The 25,314-nt window shown below is 56.8% G+C and carries 23 protein-coding genes and 2 pseudogenes; 14 read left to right on the forward strand and 11 right to left on the reverse strand.

The features are described from left to right. Positions 1–47 precede the first annotated feature (47 nt). A pseudogene (locus tag ADJ24_RS21060) lies at positions 48–422 on the reverse strand (phenolic acid decarboxylase); the annotation flags it as partial. A gap of 99 nt (positions 423–521) precedes the next feature. On the opposite strand from ADJ24_RS21060, the gene ADJ24_RS21065 reads away from it, so the two are divergent. Both ADJ24_RS21065 and ADJ24_RS21070 read left to right on the forward strand, forming a co-directional pair. Continuing rightward, entirely contained in the window at positions 522–1,403 is an 882-nt protein-coding gene (locus ADJ24_RS21065; RefSeq protein ID WP_023309542.1) for a LysR family transcriptional regulator, read from the forward strand. A gap of 32 nt (positions 1,404–1,435) precedes the next feature. Beyond that, positions 1,436–2,230 carry an SDR family NAD(P)-dependent oxidoreductase gene (locus ADJ24_RS21070; RefSeq protein ID WP_023309543.1) on the forward strand — a complete coding sequence of 265 codons (795 nt, stop codon included), beginning with the start codon at positions 1,436–1,438 and terminating at the stop codon, positions 2,228–2,230. 7 nt (positions 2,231–2,237) lie between these two features. On the opposite strand, the gene ADJ24_RS21075 is transcribed toward ADJ24_RS21070, so the two are convergent. Continuing rightward, entirely contained in the window at positions 2,238–2,765 is a 528-nt protein-coding gene (locus tag ADJ24_RS21075) for an NlpC/P60 family protein (protein ID WP_032667969.1), read from the reverse strand. Positions 2,766–3,004: 239 nt separating this feature from the next. On the opposite strand from ADJ24_RS21075, the gene ADJ24_RS21080 reads away from it, so the two are divergent. Beyond that, on the forward strand, positions 3,005–3,667 hold the full coding sequence (locus ADJ24_RS21080; RefSeq protein ID WP_014885577.1) for an HAD family hydrolase: 663 nt from the start codon (positions 3,005–3,007) through the stop codon (positions 3,665–3,667). 95 nt (positions 3,668–3,762) lie between these two features. On the opposite strand, the gene ADJ24_RS21085 is transcribed toward ADJ24_RS21080, so the two are convergent. Next, positions 3,763–4,788, reverse strand: a complete 1,026-nt coding sequence (locus ADJ24_RS21085) for a TerC/Alx family metal homeostasis membrane protein (protein ID WP_023309545.1) — start codon at positions 4,786–4,788, stop codon at positions 3,763–3,765. A 169-nt stretch (positions 4,789–4,957) separates the two neighbouring features. Continuing rightward, a complete protein-coding gene (locus tag ADJ24_RS21090; RefSeq protein ID WP_023309546.1) occupies positions 4,958–5,356 on the reverse strand; it encodes a potassium channel family protein in 399 nt (132 codons plus the stop codon). Positions 5,357–5,673: 317 nt separating this feature from the next. On the opposite strand from ADJ24_RS21090, the gene ADJ24_RS21095 reads away from it, so the two are divergent. Next, on the forward strand, positions 5,674–7,008 hold the full coding sequence (locus ADJ24_RS21095) for an MFS transporter (RefSeq protein WP_023309547.1): 1,335 nt from the start codon (positions 5,674–5,676) through the stop codon (positions 7,006–7,008). A 37-nt stretch (positions 7,009–7,045) separates the two neighbouring features. Here ADJ24_RS21095 and ADJ24_RS21100 read toward each other — a convergent pair whose 3' ends face one another. After that, the gene (locus ADJ24_RS21100; RefSeq protein ID WP_023309548.1) at positions 7,046–7,783 is read right to left on the reverse strand and encodes an IclR family transcriptional regulator; all 738 of its coding nucleotides are present in this window, start codon (positions 7,781–7,783) and stop codon (positions 7,046–7,048) included. Between the two features lie 169 nt (positions 7,784–7,952). Between ADJ24_RS21100 and ADJ24_RS21105 the strand changes: the two genes are divergently transcribed. Together ADJ24_RS21105 and ADJ24_RS21110 are read left to right on the forward strand one after the other, a co-directional pair. Beyond that, positions 7,953–8,645 (forward strand): RraA family protein, encoded by a 693-nt coding sequence (locus ADJ24_RS21105; protein WP_023309549.1) that lies wholly within the window; start codon positions 7,953–7,955, stop codon positions 8,643–8,645. After that, the gene (locus tag ADJ24_RS21110) at positions 8,645–9,583 is read left to right on the forward strand and encodes an NAD(P)-dependent oxidoreductase (protein WP_023309550.1); all 939 of its coding nucleotides are present in this window, start codon (positions 8,645–8,647) and stop codon (positions 9,581–9,583) included. The genes ADJ24_RS21105 and ADJ24_RS21110 overlap by 1 nt, the downstream gene beginning before the upstream one ends. A gap of 32 nt (positions 9,584–9,615) precedes the next feature. On the opposite strand, the gene ADJ24_RS21115 is transcribed toward ADJ24_RS21110, so the two are convergent. Beyond that, positions 9,616–10,812, reverse strand: a complete 1,197-nt coding sequence (locus tag ADJ24_RS21115) for an NAD(P)/FAD-dependent oxidoreductase (protein ID WP_023309551.1) — start codon at positions 10,810–10,812, stop codon at positions 9,616–9,618. 228 nt (positions 10,813–11,040) lie between these two features. Between ADJ24_RS21115 and pitA the strand changes: the two genes are divergently transcribed. After that, a complete protein-coding gene (gene pitA / locus ADJ24_RS21120) occupies positions 11,041–12,540 on the forward strand; it encodes an inorganic phosphate transporter PitA (protein WP_023309552.1) in 1,500 nt (499 codons plus the stop codon). Positions 12,541–12,594: 54 nt separating this feature from the next. Here pitA and uspB read toward each other — a convergent pair whose 3' ends face one another. Then, positions 12,595–12,930 carry a universal stress protein UspB gene (gene uspB / locus ADJ24_RS21125; protein WP_003861224.1) on the reverse strand — a complete coding sequence of 112 codons (336 nt, stop codon included), beginning with the start codon at positions 12,928–12,930 and terminating at the stop codon, positions 12,595–12,597. Positions 12,931–13,213: 283 nt separating this feature from the next. Here uspB and uspA point away from each other — a divergent pair, with 283 nt between their 5' ends. Continuing rightward, on the forward strand, positions 13,214–13,651 hold the full coding sequence (uspA, locus tag ADJ24_RS21130; RefSeq protein WP_003861223.1) for a universal stress protein UspA: 438 nt from the start codon (positions 13,214–13,216) through the stop codon (positions 13,649–13,651). Between the two features lie 96 nt (positions 13,652–13,747). Here uspA and rsmJ read toward each other — a convergent pair whose 3' ends face one another. Both rsmJ and prlC read right to left on the reverse strand, forming a co-directional pair. Continuing rightward, complete coding sequence (gene rsmJ / locus ADJ24_RS21135) at positions 13,748–14,500, reverse strand: 16S rRNA (guanine(1516)-N(2))-methyltransferase RsmJ (RefSeq protein WP_032667970.1); 753 nt, start codon at positions 14,498–14,500, stop codon at positions 13,748–13,750. A 7-nt stretch (positions 14,501–14,507) separates the two neighbouring features. Further along, complete coding sequence (prlC, locus tag ADJ24_RS21140; protein WP_023309554.1) at positions 14,508–16,550, reverse strand: oligopeptidase A; 2,043 nt, start codon at positions 16,548–16,550, stop codon at positions 14,508–14,510. Between the two features lie 214 nt (positions 16,551–16,764). Here prlC and ADJ24_RS21145 point away from each other — a divergent pair, with 214 nt between their 5' ends. The 3 genes from ADJ24_RS21145 to ADJ24_RS21155 all read left to right on the forward strand — a co-directional run bounded on the left by ADJ24_RS21145 (position 16,765) and on the right by ADJ24_RS21155 (position 20,862). Beyond that, positions 16,765–17,607 carry a 23S rRNA (adenine(2030)-N(6))-methyltransferase RlmJ gene (locus tag ADJ24_RS21145; RefSeq protein WP_023309555.1) on the forward strand — a complete coding sequence of 281 codons (843 nt, stop codon included), beginning with the start codon at positions 16,765–16,767 and terminating at the stop codon, positions 17,605–17,607. Between the two features lie 71 nt (positions 17,608–17,678). Next, on the forward strand, positions 17,679–19,031 hold the full coding sequence (gene gorA, locus ADJ24_RS21150) for a glutathione-disulfide reductase (protein WP_045355924.1): 1,353 nt from the start codon (positions 17,679–17,681) through the stop codon (positions 19,029–19,031). A gap of 181 nt (positions 19,032–19,212) precedes the next feature. After that, the gene (locus tag ADJ24_RS21155; RefSeq protein WP_023309576.1) at positions 19,213–20,862 is read left to right on the forward strand and encodes an alpha,alpha-trehalase; all 1,650 of its coding nucleotides are present in this window, start codon (positions 19,213–19,215) and stop codon (positions 20,860–20,862) included. 120 nt (positions 20,863–20,982) lie between these two features. Here ADJ24_RS21155 and ADJ24_RS21160 read toward each other — a convergent pair whose 3' ends face one another. Then, positions 20,983–22,572, reverse strand: a complete 1,590-nt coding sequence (locus ADJ24_RS21160; protein ID WP_023309577.1) for an STY4199 family HEPN domain-containing protein — start codon at positions 22,570–22,572, stop codon at positions 20,983–20,985. Positions 22,573–22,720: 148 nt separating this feature from the next. On the opposite strand from ADJ24_RS21160, the gene ADJ24_RS21165 reads away from it, so the two are divergent. Then, entirely contained in the window at positions 22,721–23,260 is a 540-nt protein-coding gene (locus tag ADJ24_RS21165; RefSeq protein WP_023309578.1) for a GNAT family N-acetyltransferase, read from the forward strand. 71 nt (positions 23,261–23,331) lie between these two features. Beyond that, positions 23,332–23,430, forward strand: a pseudogene (locus ADJ24_RS25840) (lysozyme); the annotation flags it as partial. Between the two features lie 97 nt (positions 23,431–23,527). Here ADJ24_RS25840 and ADJ24_RS21170 read toward each other — a convergent pair. Next, the gene (locus ADJ24_RS21170) at positions 23,528–24,286 is read right to left on the reverse strand and encodes an SDR family NAD(P)-dependent oxidoreductase (RefSeq protein ID WP_023309579.1); all 759 of its coding nucleotides are present in this window, start codon (positions 24,284–24,286) and stop codon (positions 23,528–23,530) included. A gap of 119 nt (positions 24,287–24,405) precedes the next feature. Here ADJ24_RS21170 and ADJ24_RS21175 point away from each other — a divergent pair, with 119 nt between their 5' ends. Beyond that, complete coding sequence (locus ADJ24_RS21175; RefSeq protein WP_023309580.1) at positions 24,406–25,305, forward strand: LysR family transcriptional regulator; 900 nt, start codon at positions 24,406–24,408, stop codon at positions 25,303–25,305. The last annotated feature ends 9 nt before the right edge of the window (positions 25,306–25,314 follow it).

Genomic DNA, 25,314 nt, shown 5'->3' on the forward strand with positions numbered 1-25,314 from the left:
CTCAAAAACACCATCATACACTAAATCAGTAAGTTGGCACCATTACCCGGGCCCGCATCGCGATAGCTGTTCATCAGCGGAATATGATCGTTCTGGAAGCAGACGGTTTTTTCCGGGTTGTTCATGACCCAGCGCGGGAAGAAGATGGTGCCGTGGAACAGCTTGTCGCCCAGGTTCACAATCAGGCTGACGTCGGTGCCGGTTGGCTCGGTCCAGGAAATTTTATAGATGCTCTCCCCTACCCGCACGATGTAAGCCTGCTGATCTTTCACCCAACGGTTGGCTACCAGACCGCTGTGAATACGGTAATCAAGCGTGGTCTCATTTTTTACGTAAATCTCGTAGTTCCAGCCGTTATCGTAGGTATATACAAGATGTTTACCAACAAAGCCGCTCAAGTCGTGTTTGTCGAAGGTGTTCATAAAATGTCTCCTTTGTTTTGATGAGAAGATTGTACCCCTTCAAAAAATGAATAAATAACGCTATGTTTTAATCAAATCCATCCAAATTTTAGATAAATCATGCATAAGACGACGCTTGAACAATGGTCTTTACTGGAAAAGGTAGTTGAGGCGGGCAGCTTTGCCAGAGCGGCGGAAGAAACGCACCGCAGCCAGTCCTCGGTGAGCTATAACCTGTCGCTGCTGCAGGAGCGACTCGGCGTGGCGCTGCTGGTCCCGGAGGGGCGACGGGCGGTGTTAACCCCGGCCGGAGAGCTTCTTCTCAACCAGGTTAAACCGCTGCTGAAAGCGTTTTCGTATGTTGAGACGCGCGCAGCGACCCTTCGCAACGGGATGCGCACGCGGTTGGATCTGGTGGTGGACTCCATTTTCCCGCGCCGCCGCCTGTTCGCTATTCTTCGTCAGTTCCAGCAGCAGTATCCGCAGACTCAGGTACGTCTGACCGAGGTGCTGGAAAATACCCGCGCCGACGCCATTAACGACGAAGCCGATGTGATGGTCTTAACCCGCCGCCAGGACATTACCGGGCTCGGCGAATGGCTGATGAATATCGACTTTGTTGCCGTGGCCCATTCCCGGCATCCCCTGTTTCACCTCGACGCGCCGCTCAATGATGAGATGCTGCGCCCGTGGCCGCTCATCCAGATTGCGGACAGCCAGCCCGCCGCGCGTGCTGCCGGCGAGTCGTGGACCTTCTCCACCATCGATGCCGCCATAGAGGCCGTTGTCTCTCAGGTCGGCTACGGCTGGCTGCCGGAGGAACGCATCCAGACCCAGTTGGATCAGGGCGTACTAAAACGCCTGCCGCTGAGCCACGGCGCGCGCAGGGCAACGCCGCTACACCTGATTGTTAAGCGTTCCCTCGCCCCGCTTGATGAACAGGTTGAGACGCTATTGCGCCTTTTTAGCCAGGAGCCGTCATCCTCACCTGCTACGCTTTAAGGTCCGAACGTTAAAACGAGAAGGAGCAGATGATGAAAATCGACTTTGCGGGGAAAGTGGCGCTGGTGACCGCCTCAACCGGCGGGATCGGGTTCGCCATTGCCAGAGGTCTGGCAGAAAGCGGTGCGGAAGTGATCGTCAATGGTCGCAGCACGGAATCGGTGAATAAAGGCATTCAGCAGCTCCAGCAGGTGGTGCCGGGCGTGCAGGTGCGCGCCGCGATTGCCGATCTCAGCACGGCGGAAGGGGTCGAGTCGCTTCTGAAGGTGGCGAATGACGTCGATATTCTGGTCAACAACGCCGGGATTTACGGTCCGCAGGATTTCTATGCCACCGATGATGAGACCTGGGAGCGTTACTGGCAGACTAACGTGATGTCCGGCGTGCGTCTGTCCCGCGCCCTGCTGCCGGGTATGGTGCAGAAAGGCTGGGGACGCGTGGTGTTTATCTCCTCCGAGTCGGCCTGCAATATTCCGGCGGATATGATCCACTACGGCGTGACCAAAACGGCGCAGCTCTCGCTGGCGCGCGGGCTGGCGAAGTTCGTGGCGGGGAGCGGCGTGACGGTCAACAGCGTCCTGCCGGGCCCGACGATGTCTGACGGTTTCGCAGAGATGATGAAAGATGAAATCGAAAAAACCGGCAAATCGCTGGAGCAGCTGGCGAAAGAGTTTGTGATGACCAACCGCCCCAGCTCGGTTATCCAGCGCGCGGCCACGGTTGAAGAGGTGGCCAATATGGTGATTTATGTCTGTTCGACCCAGGCCTCCGCCACCTCGGGCGCGGCGCTGCGCGTCGACGGTGGCGTCGTGGATGACATCATCTGACGCTCTGTCAGGCCGCACTGCCTGCGATGCGACGGGCGGTAATGTAGTGTGCCTGCCAGTAATCATCCGTGAGGGTTGAAACCGTTACGCCCTGACTGGTTGAGGCATGAATAAACTGGTTTTCGCCAATATAAACGCCAACGTGCTTGCGGTTCGGGCCCGTCTGGAAGAAGACCAGATCGCCGGCTCTCAGGCGGTATTGCGCCACCTGCACGCCACGATGGATCTGTTCACTCGTCGTGCGCGGCAAATTAAGATGTGCCGCATCGGTGAACAGGTGCTGCATGAGCGCGGAGCAATCTACCCCGCGATGCGTGGTTCCGCCCCACCGGTACTGGGTGCCTTTCCACTTCTGGTATTGATCGAGAATACGCGAGCGCAGCGGGCCTGTTTCCTGATGCACCAGCGCAGATTTCGCCGGTGATGCTGCCAGTTCACTGTTCATCGATAACATCGACGCTGGAAGTTGAAAGCTGAACGCAGAAAACGAAGCAAAACTTAACGTGAGGATTGAAATAAGCGATCTAAGAGTCATATCAAAAAAGAAGTAGTGAGTGAGTTTTTCCTTACCTGTGGGGGCCAACGGTTCCCCTAAATATCTTGCGATGTGGCGATAATATAGACAGCTCGTTTTTTCACCAATTGTTATCGAGGCCAAAAATGGACTCACTTTGAGATCGCAAGATCGAGAAAAAAAGAGTGGTGATATAAGGACTGTCCAGCTAAAGCAGGTAAACTGATCCGCAGAATGTGTATTTCAGCTAAGACGTATTTATGACCAATATGATTGCCGACGAGACGGTGGCTAAATCCAGCGTGCTCTCTGTCTTTGACTTTGACGGGACATTAACGCACCACGACAGCTTTATTCCTTTCCTGCGTTTTGCCTTCGGTAAACGTTACTTCGCGGGCCGACTGGTGCGCATGGCGCTGCCTACGCTGCACTGCGTGCGTCGCAAGCTGACGCGCGATGAGCTGAAGGAAGTGCTGATTAAAACCTTCCTGACGGGCGTGGATGAACACTGGCTGCGCCAGCAGGCGGAAGCCTTTTGCGAAAAATACTGGAACAAACTGATGCGCCCCGAAGGGGTTCTGGCGGTGGCGGCTGAGGTGAATTCCGGTGCGGAAGTGACCATCTGTTCCGCGTCCCCGGCGCTGGTGCTCCAGCCGTGGGCTGATAAGCTCGGCATTAAGCTAATTGGCACGCAGCTGGAAGTGAAGGACGGCAAGCTGACGGGGCGCATCACGGGCAATAACTGCCGCTGCGCCCAGAAGGTGGCAAGGCTGGAAAAAGTGTATGGCGATCTGAACGCCTATCACCTGCGCGCCTGGGGCGACACCCGCGGCGACCACGAACTGCTGGCGGCGGCGCAGGATCCGCACTGGCGGCACTTCCACCACCCGCGCAAGCGTCGGAATTCACCGATTAAGGGTTAGGTGCGGTCCGGTGCCCTCACCCCGGCCCTCTCCCACAGGGAGAGGGAGAAAACCAAATCACAGGCCCGGTAAGCGAAGCGCCACCGGGCAATGCATCAGGCCTCACGTTTTCCCGGGAACATCACGCTCGCAATAATCCCCAGCGCCAGCACGCCAAGCACCACAAACAGGCTGGCCGTGGCGCCAATGCTGTAACCGTGATGCCAGAAGTGGTCGGTGGCATTTAACCCCAGCTTGAACGCCACGAAGAACAGTAGCAGCACCACGGCTTTCTCGAGGTGCACCAGATACTGCTTCAGCGCTTCCAGCACGAAGTAAAGCGTACGCAGGCCGAGAATGGCGAACATCATGGCGCTGTAGATAATCAGCGGCTCGCGGCTCACGGCAATAATGGCCGGCACGGAGTCAAACGCGAACATGACGTCAGAGAGCTCGACGACGGCTACGCAAAGCAGCAGCGGCGTCGCATAGCGCTTCGCCTTCTTCACGCGTCCGACCATCACGTCCTGGTTTTCCGGCTTTTCAAGCTCCGCATCCACCTCTTTCTGCGTCAGAATAAAGGCATTGCTGCTAATTTTTGGCCAGACCGGATAGAAGCGCTTCACCAGACGATAGGCGAGATGACCCGAGTAATCCTCCACTTCGTCGCTCTCTTCATTGCGCCTGAGCATCATCACCGCCGTCCAGCCGACGACCAGCGCGAAAATTACCTCAACGTACGGCCCCAGGCTTAACAGGCTGGTGCCGATAGCCACAAAGATGCCGCGGAAGACAATCGCCCCCAGCACGCCCCAGTAGAGCACGCGGTGACGGTACTTATCCGGCACGCCGAACCAGGCGAAGATCGCCATCATCACGAACAGGTTATCGACGGAGAGCACCTCTTCCAGCGCATAGCCGGTGAGGAACAGGCTCGCCATCTCGGCGCCGTGGTGAACGTACAGGAAACCGGCGAAGGCCATCGCCATCATGACCCAGAAAACGGACCACATCGCCGCGCTTTTCAGCGAGATCGGTTTATCGTGACGGTGCATAAAGAGGTCGATAAACATCGCCCCAACGGCCATCACCACAAAGACAACAACGGTTTCCGTCGGGAAACCGAGATGAGCAGCAGACATACAAAACCCTTTTGGCAGACAAAACACAACACCATGCAAACTGGCGTAAACCAGGAACAGAAAAGGGTGGGCCGTTAATCAGCCTTTTCACCCTCAAAGCCGCAGCCCTGTCGGCTACGTAAAGAGGGGTGTACTTTACCTTACCAGGCGGGGATCGCGCATCTGCCGTTTAGGCGCTCATTCCGCGTAAGCGCTGCAGCACCGCCACCAGAACCGCCACGGACCAGCCCACCATCAACGCGCCCACCAGTCCTTCCACCCCGCCGATAAGCCGCCAGTGCTGGGGTAACGTGACGTCGCCGTACCCTACCGTCGCATAGCTCACCAGTGAAAAGTAGAAGCTGGTGTTCCAGTCATTAAACGCATCGATGACAAAATAAAACGCAGCAAACAGCCCGGCCTCAAGGAGATGGGCGAAGATCATGGAGATCACGATACCGACATTGCGTAAAACAATGCGTACCGCAGAATCGACTTCTAATTTGATGAATTTTAAAACGCCAAACATCCACAGCGAATGGATCACCACGGTTAGGGTAAGCAAAATAATAATACTGAGTAGCTGCATGATGCGTGCTCGACCAAAAGGAATATGGCCCCGCTAACGCGGCGGGGCACCTGGTCGAAGCTTAGTTGAATGGAGAGGAAAAGTTGGTGCAATAATTGCGTTGCGTGATTATCTCCCTTGCAGCGTACTCTCTTTGCGGCTGGTTCGGCTGCTGTGAACGATATATCTGAAGCGCACTATCTGTGAGTCACCTCTTATTTACATCATTTAAACCTTCCATTAACTGGATAAAAATAACGCGCCGTCGCTATAGTGGTTTTGTTTAATAAAACTGAGTTGTACCTAATAAAACAAAGAACAAACCCTGCGAGGACACAATGACAGAACATTTACGTAACGGCGCTACCGCCACCGAGGACATAGAAAGAGAGACGATGCGGAAGGTGATCTGGCGTATTCTCCCGTTTCTGATTGTCAGTTACCTGGTCTCCATTATCGATCGCGGGAATATCGGCATGGCTTCGCTGCAGATGAATGAGGACCTTGGCCTCAGCAAAGCGGCGTTTGGCTTCGCCAGCAGCCTTTACTTCGTGGCCTATTTTTTATTTGAGGTGCCCAGCAACCTGGCCATGCAGAAAGTCGGCGCCCGGCTGTGGATCCCGCGCATTATGATCAGCTGGGGCATCGTTTCCATGTGTATGTCCCTGGTGCAGAACACCACGTCGCTCTATATCGTCCGTTTTCTTCTCGGTGCTGCAGAGGCGGGCTTCTTCCCGGGCGTCGTGCTGTATCTGACCTGGTGGATCCCGTCCCGCTACCGCGCACGCATTATTGCGTCATTTATGGTCGCCATCCCGCTCGCTAACTTCATCGGCTCCCCGCTTTCCGGATTGATACTGTCACTGGATGGCTGGCTGGGTCTTCGCGGCTGGCATCTGCTGTTCATTATTGAAGGCTTGCCGGCGGTGCTGCTGGGTATTGCAGCCTGGTTTATTCTCCGGGATCGCCCTCATCAGGCGAGCTGGCTCAGCAGCGAACAGAAACAGTGGCTGGAAACCACGCTGGAAACCGAGCGCAATCAGCAAAAGAATATCGGACATCAGACCACGTGGCAGCTGCTGAAGCATCGCCAAATCTGGCTGATGGCGCTGATTTACGCGGGCGCATCTTCCGCGGGCACCACGATCAGCGTCTGGTCTCCTCAACTGCTGAAATCCTTCCATCTCGATAACCTTGAGACAGGTCTGCTTAACGCTATTCCTTACGGTCTGGCATCTGTTCTCATGATTGTATGGGGACGGAATTCCGATCGTACCAACGAACGCCGCTGGCATACCGCACTCACGCTGTTCATGATTGCCGCCGGTGTGTTCGCCGCCTTTGTGAGCGTCTCGCTGTCTGCCACGATCGTTATCCTCAGCATTATGCTGATAGGCGCTTATTCAATGAAAGGGCCTTTCTGGGCGCTGGCATCCGGTTGGATGAGCAGTACCTCAGCGGCGGCGGGACTGGCCGCGATTGGCGCCATCGCAAACCTGATAGGCGGGGCGGTGATGGTAAACGCGTACGGCATTATCAATGAGCGGACGGGCAGCTACACGCTGGCTATGCTTCCGCTGGCCGCGCTGTGCGTGGCCGGGGGTATCGCGGTGCTCATTATGGGGCGGCAGGCCCGCCGCGCTCAGCTACACGAAAAACAGGTCACGCATTAACGATGACAGAAGCGGGACATTTGTCCCGCTTCTGCGTTTAAAGATTTTCTTCCGCCGCGTCGCTCGTTTCACCAAAGAACTGCTGACAGAAGGGCTTACTGGCGCCCATTTTCTGCGACAGACGGCTTGCAGCCGCCTTCATCAACTGCCCTATCTCCTTCTCACGACGATCTTCCGTCAACCGCGAGATGGGGCCGGTCAGGGCTAACGCCGCTACCAACTTGTCGTGAACGCCAAAGACAGGCATCGCAAACGCAGCGGTGTGGGGATCGCGTGCGCCTGACGTGTAGAAAGGAAGTTCAGCGTCTTCCTCCGGCAGGCTTTCATTGAGCCCCCAATGACGCAATACCTTACTGATGGCCGAATTATCGAGCGGGAACTGGCTGCCGGGAAGATTGCTGTGTCGCAGGCCATGCGACGCTTCAGCGCGAAACAGGCAAAGCCGCTGCCCTCCCTCCAGCACATACCAGCTGGCACTCTCCTGAGACGCCAGGGATAAGGCCTGAAGCTCTGGCTGAACCACCCGGGAAAGGTGAAAAGATTGTTCATACAGCTTGCCGAGGTAAAGCAGACGTGGGCCCAGCGCATAATTGCCGTCTTCATGCCTGACGACGTAATTCATCCGTTCAAGAGAATTCATCAAGCGGTAAACCGTGGTTTTGTGATAACCCGACAGCTGTGCCAGCGCGGTCAGCGTCAGGCTCTCATCTCCAGGACGGAAGCAATCCAGTAAAGCCAGCGCTTTTTCAACCGCTACAACGCCTTCATTCCCCATCATTATCTCCTTGTTAGCCCGGCAGTGAGTGTACCTCAAATTTTGTGAGTCACTTCGTGTTTACATCACAAACGCCACCTCGGGTCTGGCTAAAAGGAAAGCAACACCGCTATAGTTGTTTTGTTCTGTACACCTGCATTGTACCCAGTAAAACAATATGGAGGCATTTATGTCCGTTACTGAAAAAAAATCGATTAATCGCCATTTCGAGCGCGTTTCTGCCGAGGACGTTCGTCGGGCTGCCGAGTATCAGGCAGCTATTCTGGCCGACGTGGCCGGTCGCCGCGGTACGCTTCATGGCCGCATCAAACCGCTGGCCCCACACATGTCCGTTGCAGGTCCGGCCATCACCGTTGAAGTCCGTCCGGGTGATAATCTGGCGATTCATGCCGCGATGGCGGTGGCGCAGCCCGGCGATGTCCTGATCGTCGATGGCAAAGGCGACCTGAGCTGCGCGCTGCTTGGGGAAATCATGGCCACTCAGGCTCAGGCGAGCGGCATTGCGGGCATTATTATTGATGGCGCTGTACGTGACGCCGACACCCTGAGCAAAGGTCACTACCCCGTCTTTTCTGCCGGTCTGAACCCCTGCGGCCCGACAAAGTTAATCTCTGGCCGGGTTAATCATCCCATTTCAGTCGCCGGGGCGACGGTTCAGGCCGGGGATCTGGTTGTCGCGGATATCGACGGCGTGGTCGTTATCCCGCGAGATGAGGTTCAGGAGGTTATCGCTCTGGCAAAAGAAAAGCTGGAGATGGAGATCCGGCGCCTTGCCGCCATCCGTGAAGGCGATTTACGTCCACACTGGCTTGATGACGCGCTTCGTAAAGCAGGAATGTTAGCTGACGGGGAGACGCTGTGATGGGGGGCAAAGACGTAGTACTGGTTACCGGTAGCGACCTGGCGGAGCAGGCCATGGTGATGTTGCAGGGCTTTGAGGTAGTGTTTGCGGGCCGTCAGCCCACAGAAGATGACCTGATCGCCCTGTGTAAACGACACAATCCTGTGGCAATCCTGGTACGTTACGGCAGGATCACCGCGAAAGTTATGGATGCCGCCCCGGCTCTGCAGGTCATTTCCAAGCACGGAAGCGGGATCGATGTGATAGACCAGACGGCAGCGGCCGAGCGCAACATCGCCGTCCGCTCTGCGCCTGGCGCAAACGCGGCGGCAGTGGCTGAACATACCTGGGCGCTGATCCTCGCCTGCGCAAAGTCGGTGGTGCCTCTGGACAAGCGGCTGCGAGAAGGGCACTGGGATAAGGCGACGCATAAATCCATTGAGCTGGAGGGCTTAACGCTAGGCCTAATTGGGTTGGGTGCTATCGGCTCGCGCGTGGCGACTATTGGTCACGCTTTCGGCATGAAGGTGCTGGCTTACGATCCCTATGCTAAGTCCATGCCTGCCCTGTGCGAACGCGCAGAAACGCTGAACGGACTTCTTTCCCGTTCCGATGTTATCTCTTTGCACTGTCCGCTGACCGATGAGAATCGGGGAATGATCAATAGCCAGACGCTTGCACACTGCAAGCGGAACGCCATTCTGGTCAATACGGCACGCGGCGGACTGATCCACAGTGAATCGTTACTGGCGGCGCTCAGGGATGGCACGCTGCACAGCGCGGCGCTGGACAGCTTTCCCCACGAGCCGCTGACGGCGCCGCACCTCTGGCAGTCCGAAGAAAACGTGGTTATTTCACCGCATATTGGCGGCGTTACCGCAGCGTCATACATCAAGATGGGGACCGTGGCCGCGAGCAATATTCTGGCCGTGACGGACGCAACCACCGTCGGTCCATAAAGCCAACCGTGTCGAGTGGCAGTGCGCTTAGGTCACTTGTCTTCTGCCAGCGCCTGAGCACACGCCCAGGCACTTGCCCAAGCCCACTGGAAGTTGTAGCCGCCGAGCCAGCCGGTCACGTCCATCACTTCGCCAATAAAATAGAGCCCCGGCACGTTGCGCGCTTCCATGGTGCGGGACGAGAGCTCATTCGTATCGACCCCGCCCAGCGTGACCTCTGCCGTACGGTAGCCTTCGGTGCCGTTTGGCTGCACGCGCCAGTTTGTCAGCGTCTCGACCAGCGTTTCCTGCTCGCGGCTATTCAACTGCTTGAGCGACACGTCCGGAATCTGCCCCAGCGCCTGCAAACATTCCACCAGACGTTTTGGCAGCTGCATCGCCAGGGTGTTTTTCAGGCTTTGATTCGGGTGCGCGGTACGCTGCTCGTTAAGGAACGCGTCGAGATCGCAATCGGGGAGCAGATTCACCGTGACGAACTCACCCGGCTGCCAGTAGCTGGAGATTTGCAGCACCGCCGGTCCGGAGAGGCCGCGATGGGTAAAGAGCAGATTTTCGCGGAACACCGTCCCGTCTTCGGCGGTAATCACAGAGGGAACAGACACGCCAGACAGCGTCTGAAGCTGTTCAAGAAGCGGTTTATGTAGGGTAAACGGCACCAGCCCGGCGCGCGTAGGCAAGACTTTAAGGCCAAACTGTTCGGCAATCTTATAGCCGAACGGGGAGGCGCCCAGCCCCGGCATAGACAGGCCGCCGCTGGCGATCACCAGGCTGTTTGCGCTGACGGTTTCACCGTTCAGCTGCAGCGTATAGCCCTGGTCGTCGCGGGCGACCTCCAGCACTTCCGTGCGCAGACGCATGACGACGCCGCCCTTCTCGCACTCGGCCACCAGCATATCGACAATCTGCTGCGCGGAGTCGTCGCAGAACAGCTGTCCCAGCGTCTTCTCATGCCATGCGATGCCGTGCTTGCCCACGAGATCGATAAAATCCCATTGTGTATAGCGCGCCAGCGCAGATTTACAAAAATGACGGTTTTGGCTCAAATAGGCCGCGGGTTCAACATACAGATTAGTAAAGTTGCAGCGCCCGCCGCCGGACATCAGGATCTTACGGCCGGGCTTTTTACCGTTATCCAGCAGCAGTACGCGACGACCCGCCTGTCCGGCCATTGCCGCACAAAACATACCCGCCGCACCGGCGCCAATTACCACGGCATCAAACCTTTCCACGTCAAAACCCTCTTTGTTAACTGCCGCGGATTGTAAAGTTTCCTCTGTGGTCACACCAGCGTAAAAAGATATTACAAAGGCATTCCATTGAAATTTAAAGAATATCCTTTATGAGGCATTTCTCAAATCAGGTGGTATGTCAAAAAAAGTCTATATTTCACTTTGCCCGCCGCGCATTTGTCCTGGATAATGCGCCGCGTTCATGTCCTCAAAATGGCGTAACGTCCTATGCTACATTTGTTTGCCGGCCTGGATTTACATACCGGGCTTTTATTATTGCTTGCTCTGGTTTTTGTACTGTTTTACGAAGCGATCAACGGCTTCCACGACACTGCAAACGCAGTAGCGACGGTTATCTACACTCGCGCAATGCGATCGCAGCTTGCGGTTGTTATGGCGGCGGTATTTAACTTTTTTGGTGTTCTCCTGGGCGGGCTGAGCGTTGCGTATGCCATCGTGCATATGCTGCCAACGGATCTGCTGCTTAACGTTAGTTCTGGCCATGGCCTCGCTATGGTGTTCTCAATGCTGCTTGCTGCAATTATCTGGAACCTCGGTACCTGGTATTTTGGCCTGCCTGCATCCAGTTCTCACACGCTCATCGGCGCGATTATCGGCATCGGGTTAACCAACGCCCTGATGACCGGGACATCGGTTGTTGATGCGCTGAACCTGCCTAAAGTACTGGGCATTTTCGGCTCCCTGATCATCTCCCCTATCGTGGGTCTGGTCGTTGCAGGTGGCTTGATTTTCATCCTGCGTCGCTACTGGAGCAACACGAAAAAACGTGCGCGTATCCACCTGACGCCAGCAGAGCGTGAGAAGAAAGACGGCAAGAAAAAGCCGCCGTTCTGGACGCGTATCGCCCTGATCATTTCTGCTATCGGCGTGGCTTTCTCACACGGCGCGAACGACGGGCAGAAAGGCATTGGTCTGGTGATGCTGGTTCTGATCGGCGTCGCACCGGCAGGCTTCGTGGTGAACATGAACGCCTCCGGTTACGAAATCACCCGTACCCGCGATGCGGTCAACAACGTTGAAACCTATTTCCAGCAACATCCTGACCTGCTGAAAAAAGCGACCGGCGTTGATCAATTGATCCCTTCTCCGGAAGCAGGTGCAACCACCGCGCCTGGCGAATTCCACTGCCATCCAGCTAACGCGATTAACGCGCTGGAACGCGCCAAGGGCATGCTGGGCGACATCGAAAGCTACGACAAACTGGCCGTTGAACAGCGTGGTCAGCTGCGTCGTATCATGCTCTGCATCTCTGACGTGACCGATAAAGTCGCGAAGCTGCCAGAGGTGAATGGTGACGACAAACGTCTGCTGAAGAAACTGAAAAGCGATATGCTCAACACCATTGAGTACGCGCCAATCTGGATCATCATGGCCGTCGCGCTGGCACTCGGTATTGGTACGATGATTGGCTGGCGTCGTGTGGCGACCACCATCGGAGAGAAGATCGGTAAGAAAGGCATGACCTATGCGCAGGGTATGTCCGCGCAGATGACGGCGGCAGTGTCTATCGGTCTGGCGAGCTACACCGGTATGCCGGTATCCACCACCCACGTACTCTCCTCGTCCGTGGCAGGTACCATGATTGTTGACGGCGGCGGTCTGCAGCGCAAAACCGTGACCAACATTCTGATGGCCTGGGTGTTCACCCTTCCGGCCTCAATCCTGCTGTCTGGCGGTTTGTACTGGATTTCGCTGAAGCTGATTTAATCGGTTGAAGGCGACAAAAAAGCGGGTCAGTTTCCTGACCCGCTTTTTTTATGCTCAGTGCCAAATCATCAATGCAATCATACTGACCACGACCAGCCCGCACAGGGCGCTGGTCAAAATGAACTGACGACGCAGGCGCTCGCAGCGACGAATAAACTCTTCATCGTGATGATCGCGGTAGCGCTGGTAGTAGATGTATCCCACCAGACGCATCTGCTTGCTGGGCTGTCCATGCGAGGTGAAGAACCCTCCACCGTCCACATACTGATAAAGCAACGGATCGCAACCACGAAGTACCACTAACAGCGCACGTAACGATGAGAAGTAGCGCGCCATATTCACTATGCAAACCACGCATAACGCCCAAAACAATGCGACGGTGCTAATCATACATCCTCCCCGGCGTCCGCCCACGAAGCAAGGCTCCTGAGCTACCGCACCCCAATGCCCTGACAGACAGTTCAGTGAAAGAATGACCAGAAGTCGATCCAGTTCGCGTTTTAATATCCGAACGGCTCATTTAATAGTGTAGGAGATCCGTTAATTTTTTTGCCACAAGGTTAATCGTTATCAACACCAAAGCTTGAAAAATATGTTTAACTGGGCCGTAATGAAAGTATCAGACGACGGCATTCTCACTTAGTCATCGATAACTTAAGGAAGGAGTAACACTATGGCTTACAAACACATTCTCATCGCGGTTGACCTCTCCCCTGAGAGCAAAGTGCTGGTTGATAAAGCGGTATCCATGGCACGTCCCTACAACGCGAAAGTTTCGCTGATTCACGTTGACGTGAATTACTCCGACCTCTACACCGGTCTGATCGACGTGAATCTTGGCGATATGCAGAAACGCATCTCCGAAGAGACTCACCATGCCCTGAGCGAACTCTCCACCAACGCGGGCTATCCAATTACCGAAACCCTTAGCGGCAGCGGCGACCTGGGCCAGGTGCTGGTTGATGCGATCAAGAAATACGATATGGACCTGGTGGTTTGCGGTCACCATCAGGACTTCTGGAGCAAGCTGATGTCTTCAGCGCGCCAGCTGATTAACACCGTTCACGTGGATATGCTGATTGTTCCACTGCGTGACGAAGAAGACGAATAAGTGCGTTAAATTCCCCTCACCCTAACCCTCTCCCCAAGGGAGAGGGAATAGATCGAGGCCACAGGCCGGGTAAGGCGAAGCCGCCCCCCGGCTTTTTTATTCCGGCGTACCCGGATAAATATCAAACCGGTGCCCTTTGGTGGTCACCGCGTTAGCGGTCGCAACGTTCGCCAGCGGCGGCGCATAGTCCGGGCGCTTTACCACCACCCGCTTCGTGGCAAGCTGACGAGCCGGCTCCAGCAGGCCATCGGCATCCAAATCCGGCCCCACCAGCGACTGAAACACCCGCATCTCTTTCTTCACCAGCGCGCTTTTCTGCTTATGCGGGAACATAGGGTCGAGATAGACCACCTGCGGGCGCGGGGTGATATCCGTCAATGCCGTCAGGCTGGAGGCGTGGATCAGCTGCAAACGATCCTGCAGCCAGGGGCCGATTTCCGGGTCCGCGTAGCCTCGCACCAGCCCATCGTCGAGCAGCGCAGCGACCACCGGATTACGCTCCAGCATCCGCACGCGACAGCCGACAGACGCCAGCACAAACGCATCGCGCCCCAGTCCCGCCGTGGCATCGACCACGTCCGGGAGGTAGCTCCCTTTGATGCCGACCGCTTTGGCCACCGCTTCGCCGCGACCGCCGCCGAACTTGCGCCGGTGCGCCATCGCGCCGCCGACAAAGTCGACGAAAATCCCGCCGAGCTTCGGTTCGTCGCGCTTGCGTAATTCGAGATGTTCCGGCGTCATCACCAGCGCCATCAGGTTTTCTTCATCGTGCTCCAGCCCCCAGCGGGCCGCCAGAACTGATAAGGCGCCGTCTCCGGCGCCTGTTTCATCTACTAAGCAGATCTTCACGTAACAATCAGCCTTTGATCCCGTAATGCTCAAGCATCGCATCCAGCTGCGGCTCGCGTCCGCGGAAGCGTTTGAACAGCACCATTGGCTCTTCAGACCCGCCGCGGGTCAGGATGTTATCGAGGAACGACTGGCCGGTTTCGCGGTTGAAGATCCCCTCTTCTTCGAAGCGAGAGAAGGCATCTGCCGCCAGCACGTCGGCCCACAGGTAGCTGTAGTAGCCCGCCGCGTAGCCGCCTGCGAAGATGTGGCTGAACGCGTGCGGGAAGCGGCCCCAGGTCGGCCCTGGAATAACGGCAACCTGCTTTTTAATCTCGGCCAGGGTCTCAAGGATTTTCGCGCCCTGCTCCGGGCTAAACTCGGCGTGCAGGCGGAAATCGAACAGGCCGAACTCCAGCTGGCGCAGGATGAACATCGCCGCCTGGTAGTTTTTCGCCGCCAGCATTTTATCCAGCAGCTCTTTCGGCAGCGGTTCGCCGGTCTCGTAGTGACCAGAGATAAACGCCAGCGCGTCCGGCTCCCAGCACCAGTTTTCCATAAACTGGCTCGGCAGCTCGACCGCATCCCACGGCACGCCGCTGATGCCTGCCACGCCTGCGGTTTCGATGCGGGTCAGCATATGGTGCAGACCATGACCGAACTCGTGGAACAGGGTAATCACTTCGTCGTGGGTGAACAGCGCCGGTTTGCCGCTTACCGGACGGTTGAAGTTACAGGTCAGGTAGGCGACCGGCTTCTGCAGAGAACCGTCGGCTTTACGCATCTGGCCCACGCAGTCGTCCATCCACGCCCCGCCGCGCTTGTTCTCACGCGCGTAGAGATCGAGGTAGAAGCTGCCGCGCAGCTCATTTTTCTCGTCATACAGCTCGAAGAAACGCACGTCCGGGTGCCAGACGTCGATATCGGTACGCTCTTTGGCAGTGATGCCGTAGATGCGCTTCACCACTTCGAACAGGCCGTTAACGGCTTTGTTTTCCGGGAAGTACGGGCGCAGCTGCTCGTCGCTGATGCTGTAGAGGTGCTGCTTCTGTTTTTCGCTGTAGTACGCGATATCCCACGGCTGCAGCTCGTCCACGCCGAACTCGGCTTTCGCGAAGGCGCGCAGCTGGGCCAGCTCTTTCTCACCCTGCGGACGGGCGCGTTTCGCCAGATCGGTCAGGAAGTCGAGCACCTGCTGCGGGTTCTCCGCCATTTTGGTGGCGAGAGATTTATCGGCGTAGTTTTCGAAGCCCAGCAGCTGCGCCAGCTCGTGACGCAGGGCGAGGATCTCCGCCATTACCGGGCTGTTGTCCCACTTACCGGCATTCGGCCCCTGATCGGAGGCGCGGGTGCTGTACGCGCGGTACATCTCTTCGCGCAGGGCCTGGTTGTCGCAGTAGGTCATCACCGGCAGATAGCTCGGGATATCCAGCGTTAACAGGAAGCCTTCCTGCTCTTTCGCTTCAGCCTGGGCTTTTGCCGCCGCCAGCGCGCTTTCCGGCATACCGGAAAGCATAGCTTCGTCGGTAATCAGCTTCGTCCAGCCCATGGTGGCGTCGAGCACGTTGTTGCTGTACTGGTTGCCCAGCTCGGACAGACGCGCGGCGATTTCGCCGTAGCGGGTCTGCTTCTCTTTTGGCAGGCCAATCCCGGACAGCTCAAAATCACGCAGGGCGTTATCGACCGATTTTTTCTGCGCCGTGCTCAGTTCGGCATAATGGTCGCCGTCGCGCAGGTCGCGGTAGGCTTTGTACAGCCCTTCGTGCTGGCCGACCCAGGTGCTGTACTCAGAGAGCAGCGGCAGGGTCTGTTCGTAGGCTTCGCGCAGTTCAGGGCTGTTTTTTACCGAGTTCAGGTGGCTCACCGGGGAGAAGATACGCCCCAGCACGTCGTCCACTTCGGCCAGCGGCTGACACAGATTTTCCCAGGTGTACGGCGCGCCCTGCGCTACCACGCTTTCTACCGCCGCGCGGCAGTTGTCCAGCGATTGCGTAACGGCTGGAACCACATGCTCAGGGAGGATTTTAGAAAACGGCGGCAACGAAAAAGGCGTCAGTAATGGATTGGTCATAAACGCTGTCCTGTTGAAATAGGTGAATGAAGCGCGCATCCGGCGCTGTGCATATGGGATCTAGAATGGGGTTAAGTGTAGAGGATTTCAATGCCGGACGTTGCGCTTTCGCGGCAGTGGAAACTTTTCTGTATACTGTGGCGATACGCTCTATTTTTGCCCGATGGCGCTACGCTAATCGGGCCTACGTTTACTACCTGGAACACATTCATCCATGCTCAGTTATCGCCACAGCTTCCACGCAGGCAACCACGCCGACGTCCTTAAACACACCGTTCAGAGCCTGATCATCGAATCGCTCAAAGAGAAAGAGAAGCCGTTTCTCTATCTGGACACGCACGCGGGCGCGGGCCGTTATCAGCTGAGCGGCGAGCATGCCGAGCGTACCGGTGAATATCTGGAAGGGATTGCCCGCGTCTGGCAGCAGGACGACCTGCCTGCCGAGCTGGAGCCGTACATCGGCGTGGTGAATCACTTCAACCGCAACGGCCAGCTGCGCTACTACCCTGGCTCACCGCTGATTGCACGTCAGCTGCTGCGCGAGCAGGACAGCCTCCAGCTGACCGAACTGCATCCGAGCGACTTCCCGCTGCTGCGTTCCGAATTTCAGAAAGACAGCCGCGCCCGCGTGGAAAAATCCGACGGCTACCAGCAGCTGAAAGCCAAGCTGCCGCCGGTTTCCCGCCGCGGCCTGGTGCTGATCGACCCGCCGTACGAAATCAAAACCGACTATCAGGCGGTGGTGACCGGTATCCACGAAGGCTACAAACGCTTTGCTACCGGCACCTATGCCCTGTGGTACCCGGTGGTGCTGCGCGCGCAAATCAAACGCATGATCAAAGACCTGGAAGCGACCGGCATCCGTAAGATCCTGCAGATCGAGCTGGCGGTACGCCCTGACAGCGATCAGCGCGGCATGACCGCCTCCGGCATGATTGTGATCAACCCGCCGTGGAAGCTTGAAGCGCAGATGAACAACGTGCTGCCGTGGCTGCATAAAACGCTGGTGCCAGCGGGTACAGGCCACGCCACCGTCAGTTGGATCGTGCCGGAGTAATCGCAGCCATCGGTGGAAACTATTGATTTCAGGTATACAATCGCGGCAATTCACGATTAAGGACAAAAGCAATGACTAAGCATTATGACTACATCGCCATCGGCGGCGGCAGCGGCGGCATCGCCTCCATCAACCGTGCGGCCATGTACGGCCAGAAGTGCGCGCTGATTGAAGCCAAAGCGCTGGGCGGCACCTGCGTGAACGTGGGTTGTGTACCGAAGAAGGTGATGTGGCATGCGGCGCAGATCCGTGAAGCTATCCATATGTATGGCCCGGACTACGGCTTTGACACCACCATCAACCACTTCGACTGGGAAAAACTGATCGCCAGCCGTACCGCCTACATCGACCGCATTCACACCTCGTACGACAACGTGCTGGGTAAAAATAACGTTGACGTTATCCACGGTTTCGCCCGCTTTGTGGACGCGAAAACGATCGAAGTGAACGGCGAGACGATCACCGCCGATCACATCCTGATCGCCACCGGCGGTCGTCCGAGCCACCCGAACATCCCGGGCGTGGAATACGGCATCGACTCCGACGGTTTCTTCGAACTGCCTGCCCTGCCAAAACGCGTTGCCGTTGTTGGCGCGGGTTACATTGCGGTGGAACTGGCCGGCGTGATTAACGGCCTGGGCGCAGAAGCGCACCTGTTCGTACGTAAACACGCGCCGCTGCGCAGCTTTGACCCACTGATTGTCGATACGCTGGTTGAAGTGATGAACACCGAAGGCCCGACCCTGCACACCAACGCCGTGCCAAAAGCGGTGGTGAAAAACGCGGACGGCAGCCTGACGCTTGAGCTGGAAGATGGCCGCAGCCAGACCGTCGATTGCCTGATCTGGGCGATTGGCCGTGAACCCGCGAACGATAACTTCAACCTGGGCGTGACGGGCGTAAAAACCGACGAAAAAGGCTATATCGTCGTCGATAAATTCCAGAACACCAGCGTACCGGGCATTTATGCGGTCGGCGACAACACCGGCGCGGTTGAGCTGACGCCGGTCGCCGTTGCGGCGGGTCGTCGTCTCTCCGAGCGCCTGTTCAACAACAAGCCGGACGAGCATCTGGACTACAGCAACATCCCGACCGTGGTTTTCAGCCACCCGCCAATCGGCACCGTCGGCTTAACCGAGCCGCAGGCGCGTGAGCAGTACGGCGACGACCAGGTGAAAGTGTATAAATCGGCATTTACCGCGATGTACACCGCCGTCACCTCTCACCGTCAGCCGTGCCGCATGAAGCTGGTCTGCGTCGGTCCGGAAGAGAAGATTGTCGGTATCCACGGCATCGGTTTTGGTATGGACGAGATCCTGCAGGGCTTCGCCGTGGCGCTGAAGATGGGCGCAACCAAGAAAGACTTCGACAACACGGTGGCCATCCACCCGACGGCCGCAGAAGAGTTTGTTACTATGCGTTAATCCTGATGCCCCTCTCCTGAGGGGCATTTTTTTAACATTCATAAATCGTTGCGAAACGAATGCTCCGAAAATAGTGATCTACCGCACATTTCCCTCCCCATCTACCGAAGCGAATGTCTACGCTTATAAGACGCCCGGATAAACCTGTCTTTTGAACACACAACCGGAGGTCCCTATCACCATGTTCAACCAGAAACTACAGGCTACCGAGAACATCGAGTTCGAGATTGCAGAAGAGCTGCGCTACGAGACCGATCCCTGCGAGTTGAAACTGGATGAAATGATTGAGGCGGAGCCGGAACCCGAAATGATCGAGGGGCTACCCGCCTCCGATGCGTTGACGCCCGCAGACCGCTATCTTGAACTGTTCGAGCATGTGCAGTCGACGCGGCTGTTTGCGGACAGTAAAACCTTCCCCGACTGCGCGCCGAAGATGGATCCGCTGGATATCCTGATCCGCTACCGCAAGGTCAGACGCCACCGGGATTTCGACCTGCGCCAGTTTGTGGAGAACCACTTCTGGATGCCGGAAACGTACGGCACAGAATATGTCTCCGACCCGGGACTCTCTCTGAAAGAGCATATTGATAACCTGTGGCCGGTGCTGACGCGCGAGCCGCAGGATCACATTCCCTGGTCTTCCCTGCTGGCACTGCCGCAGGCCTATATCGTCCCCGGCGGGCGATTCAGCGAGACCTACTACTGGGATTCCTATTTCTCCATGCTGGGGCTGGCGGAGAGTGGCCGTAACGATCTGCTCAAGTGTATGGCGGACAACTTTGCCTGGCTGATTGAACGCTACGGACATATCCCCAACGGCAACCGCACCTATTATCTCAGCCGCTCGCAGCCGCCGGTCTTTGCCCTGATGGTGGAGCTGTTCGAGGAGGACGGCGTGCGCGGTGCGAAACGCTATCTGGATCACCTCAAAATGGAGTACGCCTTCTGGATGGACGGCGCGGAGTCGCTGCTGCTTAACCAGGCTTACCGCAGCGCCGTGCGCATGCCGGACGGTTCACTGCTCAACCGCTACTGGGACGACCGTGATACCCCGCGCGACGAATCGTGGATTGAGGACGTGGAAACTGCCCGCCACTCGGGTCGTCCGCCCAATGAGGTGTATCGCGACCTGCGCGCGGGTGCGGCGTCCGGCTGGGATTACTCGTCCCGCTGGCTGCGCGATCCGTCGCGGCTCGCCAGCATCCGCACGACGCAGTTTATCCCCATCGATCTGAACGCCTTCCTGTTCAAGCTGGAAAGCGCTATCGCCAACATCTCGGCGTCGAAAGGGGACAAAGAGACGGCCGACCTGTTCCGCCAGAAAGCCAGCGATCGCCGCGAGGCGGTGAACCGCTATTTGTGGGACGAGGAGAGCGGCTGTTACCGCGATTACGACTGGCGACGCGAAGAGCTGGCGCTGTTTTCTGCCGCCAGCATTGTGCCGCTGTATGTCGGCATGGCGACCCATGAGCAGGCCGAGCGCCTGTCGGATGCGGTCAAGGCGCGACTGCTGACGCCGGGCGGGATTCTGGCGACCGAGTACGAAACCGGCGAGCAGTGGGATAAACCCAACGGCTGGGCGCCGCTGCAGTGGATGGCGATCCAGGGGTTCAAGCAGTACGGCAACGACTCGCTGGGCGATGAGATCGCCTGGAGCTGGCTGCATACGGTGAACCATTTTTATAAGACGCATCACAAGCTGATTGAGAAGTATCACATCGCCAGCAGCACGCCGCGCGAAGGCGGCGGGGGTGAGTATCCGCTGCAGGACGGTTTCGGCTGGACGAACGGCGTGGTGCGGCGGCTGATTGGGTTGTATGGGGAGCCTTAAGTGGGGTGCGGTCTGGTGCCCTCACCCTAACCCTCTCCCCATAGGGGAGAGGGGACTGCACGGTGCGCTCTTCATCTCCCTCGTCCCTATGGGGAGAGGGCTGGGGTGAGGGGAAAAATGTTAGCGAATCACCTCATAAATGGCAGTCTGAATGGACTGCCATTTTTTCGTGGTGGCATCCGGCTGCGACTGCGCGCGGCGTGTGGCCATGTCGAGATCGTGCTGCTGGCGTTTCACCACCGCAGGAACGGTGCAGAAAGCTTTGAGATACTCTTTACGTACCGAGGTCAGAGACTCGCCGTTCGACATGGCGTGGCTGAGCGTGTTGATGAAGCGACGGCACGGCTTCTCTTCCACCATGTTCTGCCGGTAGCGTAACATCAGCTCCAGCACATCGTCATAGCCTGCCGACATCGCCTCTTCGGTCCAGGAGAGCTTCCAGTCCATGCCGCCCTGCAAAAACAGCAGTGTCACGCGGGTATCGTTGCGGTTAATGGCCGAGCGGAAATTATTCTCGTCCCAGGTGACCCCCATGCGCGTGAGCGTTTCGCGCGAAGAAGGCGTCTCGCGCATTTCCTGCGGAGAAGCCGCTTCAGCCGCGCTGGCGGTTGCAGGCTGCGGTTTGCTGCTGGTCACCAGCCAGAAGCCCCCCGCCACGATAGCAATCACCATGACGCCAACCGCCCCCCATAGCGCACCGGAAATGAGCTGCTCGCGTTGTTCGGGGGTACGCGGCGCGCGCTGGGTCGGCTTTTCAATGGTGTCACGGACTTCAAACAGATCCCCACCGGTGACCCGATCCATTTTCTGCGCCTTTTCCCAGAAGGTATGCAATTCGCTGGCATCTACCGCCATGAATCCGGCCGGATTGACGCGCGTTCTCCCCTCTTCAAACGCGCGCTGAACGGGCCGCGCGATCTGCGCATAGTAGTTATCCAGCAGCTGGATTTGCGCCGAGCTTAACGTTTTTTGAACGGTGATGCTGTTGCGGATTTGCCGAATGTCATCGAGGAAGGTTTGCAGCGTTTTGCGCGGTTCAACCAGCAGCGTCAGCATGGACGGGTCGCTGAACAGCGAAGCGTAATAGCGGCTGAACTCTTTTTTATCCACCAGCATCTGCGCCAGTTCGCTGAACATCATGCCGCTGAGGACATCATTGATCTCGCCAAGCTTCAGCCAGCGCCGCACGCGGTCAGCGTTAAACAGGGTCTTAAGATGGTTGTTCAGCCGCACCTGATCGGGCCAGGCCTGCTGGATGAGCCCTTTAATCATCAGCTCAATCGCGCGTACCTGCTTGTGCGCCTGCTGCTGCTGGAGTTCGCTTCCCGGTGCCAGGTCAGTGCTGTAGGTCAACAGCGGCTGCTGCAGGCGAAGATGTTCCAGAGCGGTCACAAACCGCATCGCCGCAATAAGCTGGTTTTCACTCACGTCCTGTCCGCTTTCATACTGCGGAACGCGCTGCTGCAGCAGGCGAAGCTGGAGCGTAAATTCCGACATCTCGGCATCATTCAGGTTGAGTTTTTTCGCAACGGCTCCCCAGCCGCCCAGAGCTAATCGCGCGCTGTCGAGTTGTTCCAGGAACCAGCGTGGATCTTTGCCCTCAGAAGCATGTACATTCAGAAGGAGTAAAATTTCCACCGACGCATGGCGAATGACCGCCAGACAGTGTTCAAACTGTTCGCGAATATGATGTGATGTGCTGAGAGTCATTGTTTTCCTTAAGCGACAACGAAGACATCCGGAATGGGCACGAAACGCCCTTTATTCTTTTTATTTATACGCGGTTAACCATACCTGACTTTCTGTTGAAATAAAGTGACAACCCTAAAATGATTTAAAATGTTTCAGGAGAATCTGAATGCCGGTTTTAATTACCTCTCGCCTGACCTGTTCGCCCCTTCAGGAACAAGACTGGCCCTTTTTTCTGGCGCTACAGCAGCACCCGGACGTAATGCGCTTTGTGGCGGAAGACCGTCCCGTCGCGGCGATCCGCGAGGCGTTTGATTCGCGCCTGGCCCCATGGGCACCGGGCAGCGCGCACTGGCTTTGTCTCGTCGTACGTGACACCGCCTCACAGGCCCCGCTGGGCGTTACCGGGTATATTCATCGGGAGGAGGACTGCGCAGAAGTGGGCTTCCTTTTCGCACCCGAGGCGCAGGGGAAAGGTTACGGCTTTGAATCCCTGAAAGTGCTTTGCGATTACGCTTTTCATCAGGGCGGTATACGGCGACTCACCGCCACCGTCACCGCGGGAAATGTTGCGTCAAGACGCCTGCTGGAAAAAGCCCGCTTTCGCCTGGAAGGTGAATTACGCGAAAGCTATTACCTTGCGGGGCGCTGGCAAAATGACTGGCTATTTGGTTTATTACAGCAGGAATACCTGAATAATAATTCCTGACCAACCGCTTTTTAGCAGATATTTCCCGGACGTCGTTTCCTCTTTAATGTCACTATTAAGAGGAAACGAATATCAAACGTCATTCGCTGAAAATATTCTCAGCTGCCGCTGCGTTAATAAAAAAACATCCGGGTCTTTCTCTGGAGAAATATCGTGATGAAAATGGGTTATCGGCTATGGCTGCCTGCGTTCTTTATCACTGTCAGTATGCAGACACATCCATACTAAGGGTTTCCTTAAGGGGCTCCTTCCCCCTAAGCCCGTGTATCACAGGAACATACCGCCTGATACTTCAATACGTTGCGCATTCATCCAGCCCAGCTTATCGCTGAGCAGTGCCGCAATGGCATCGCCAATATCGTCCGGCAGCCCCACCCGTCCCAGCGCCGTCTGCGAGGCCAGAAGCTGATTCAGCTCCGCGTTGTCGCGCACGCGTCCGCCGCCAAAGTCAGTTTCTATCGCGCCCGGCGCAATAATATTGACGGAAATTCCGCGCGCGCCCAGTTCTTTCGCCTGATAACGCGTCAGCACTTCCATCGCCCCCTTCATGGCCGCGTAGGTCCCTGAGCCCGGCTGGGTAAAACGGGCCAGCCCGCTGGAGACGTTGAGGATCCGTCCCCCGTCGTTAAGCAGCGGAAGCAGGCGCTGGGTCAGGAAGAAAGGTCCTTTGAAATGAATGTTCAGCGCTTCATCAAACTGAGCCTCCGTCGTGTCGGCATAGGGCGCGTATAAACCCGTTCCGGCATTGTTCAATAAATAGTCAAAGGTTTCGCGCTGCCAGACGGTCTTAAGGGTTTCCTGAAGCTGTCGGGCAAAATGATCAAAACTCGTGATATCACCGACGTTGAGCTGTAATGCCGCTGCGTTGACGCCTTTTTGCTGAATTTCATGCACAACATCCAGCGCTTCCTGCTGGCTACGGTTGTATGTCAGGACAATTCCCGTGCCGTCTGCCGCCAGCTTTAACGCAGCGTTTTTGCCCAGACCACGGCTACCACCCGTCACTAATGCGATACGTTCACTCATCATAAACCTCGTTTTGGCTGTTAAGGAGATTGAGAAAGAGCTTATTAGGTGATAGAAAATCAATAAAGATGGGTTAAAACGCTTCACTGTTTCACCAGAAACAACAATGAGCTTCCTCTATGGATAAAATTCACGCAATGCAGCTGTTCGTCCGCGTCGCGGAACTGGAAAGTTTTTCCCGCGCGGCCGAAACATTAACCCTGCCGAAAGGCAGCGTCTCGCGGCAAATTCAGGCCCTGGAAAACCGGCTTGGCACCCAGCTATTGCACCGCACCACGCGCCGCGTCAGCCTGACGCAGGACGGCATGGTCTATTACGAACGGGCGAAAGATCTGCTGGCAAACCTTGATGAACTCGACGGTATGTTTCAGCACGATCCCTCCAGCATCAGCGGTCGGCTCCGCGTGGATATGCCCGTCGGCGTTGCTCGAAATTTAGTCATCCCCAAACTGCCTGCTTTTCTGCAGCACTATCCGGGCATTGAACTCGAGCTCAGCAGCAGCGATCGTCTGGTGGATGTGATCCGCGAAGGGTTTGATTGCGTGGTGCGCGTCGGCACTTTGAAGGATTCAGGGCTGATTGCCCGTCCGCTGGGCAAGCTGTCGGTGATTAACTGCGCCAGCCCAGACTATCTGGCGCGATTTGGCTATCCGGAAACCCTGGACGATTTAGGCTCGCACGCCGTGATCCACTACGCCGCGATGCTGGGAACCCGCCCGCAGGGCTTTGAGTTTTATAACGGCAGTGCGACGCAGTGGATAAAAACGGGCGGGGTGTTAACCGTCAACAGCACGGAAACTTACCAGGCTGCCTGTCTCGCCGGGCTGGGCATTATTCAGGTTCCGCGGGTTGGGGTGCGCGATTTACTGCGCGCGAAGAAACTGATTGAGATCCTCCCGCAATACCGGGCCGAAGCGATGCCCGTCTCCCTGATTTACCCTCACCGCCGCAACCTCTCCCGCCGGGTCCATCTGTTCATGGAGTGGCTTACCGAACTCACAAAAGCTTACGTGGACTAGCCGCAAGCT

The organism is Enterobacter sp. 940_PEND (assembly GCF_001059415.1).
In the GTDB taxonomy this organism is placed as follows: domain Bacteria; phylum Pseudomonadota; class Gammaproteobacteria; order Enterobacterales; family Enterobacteriaceae; genus Enterobacter; species Enterobacter cloacae_M.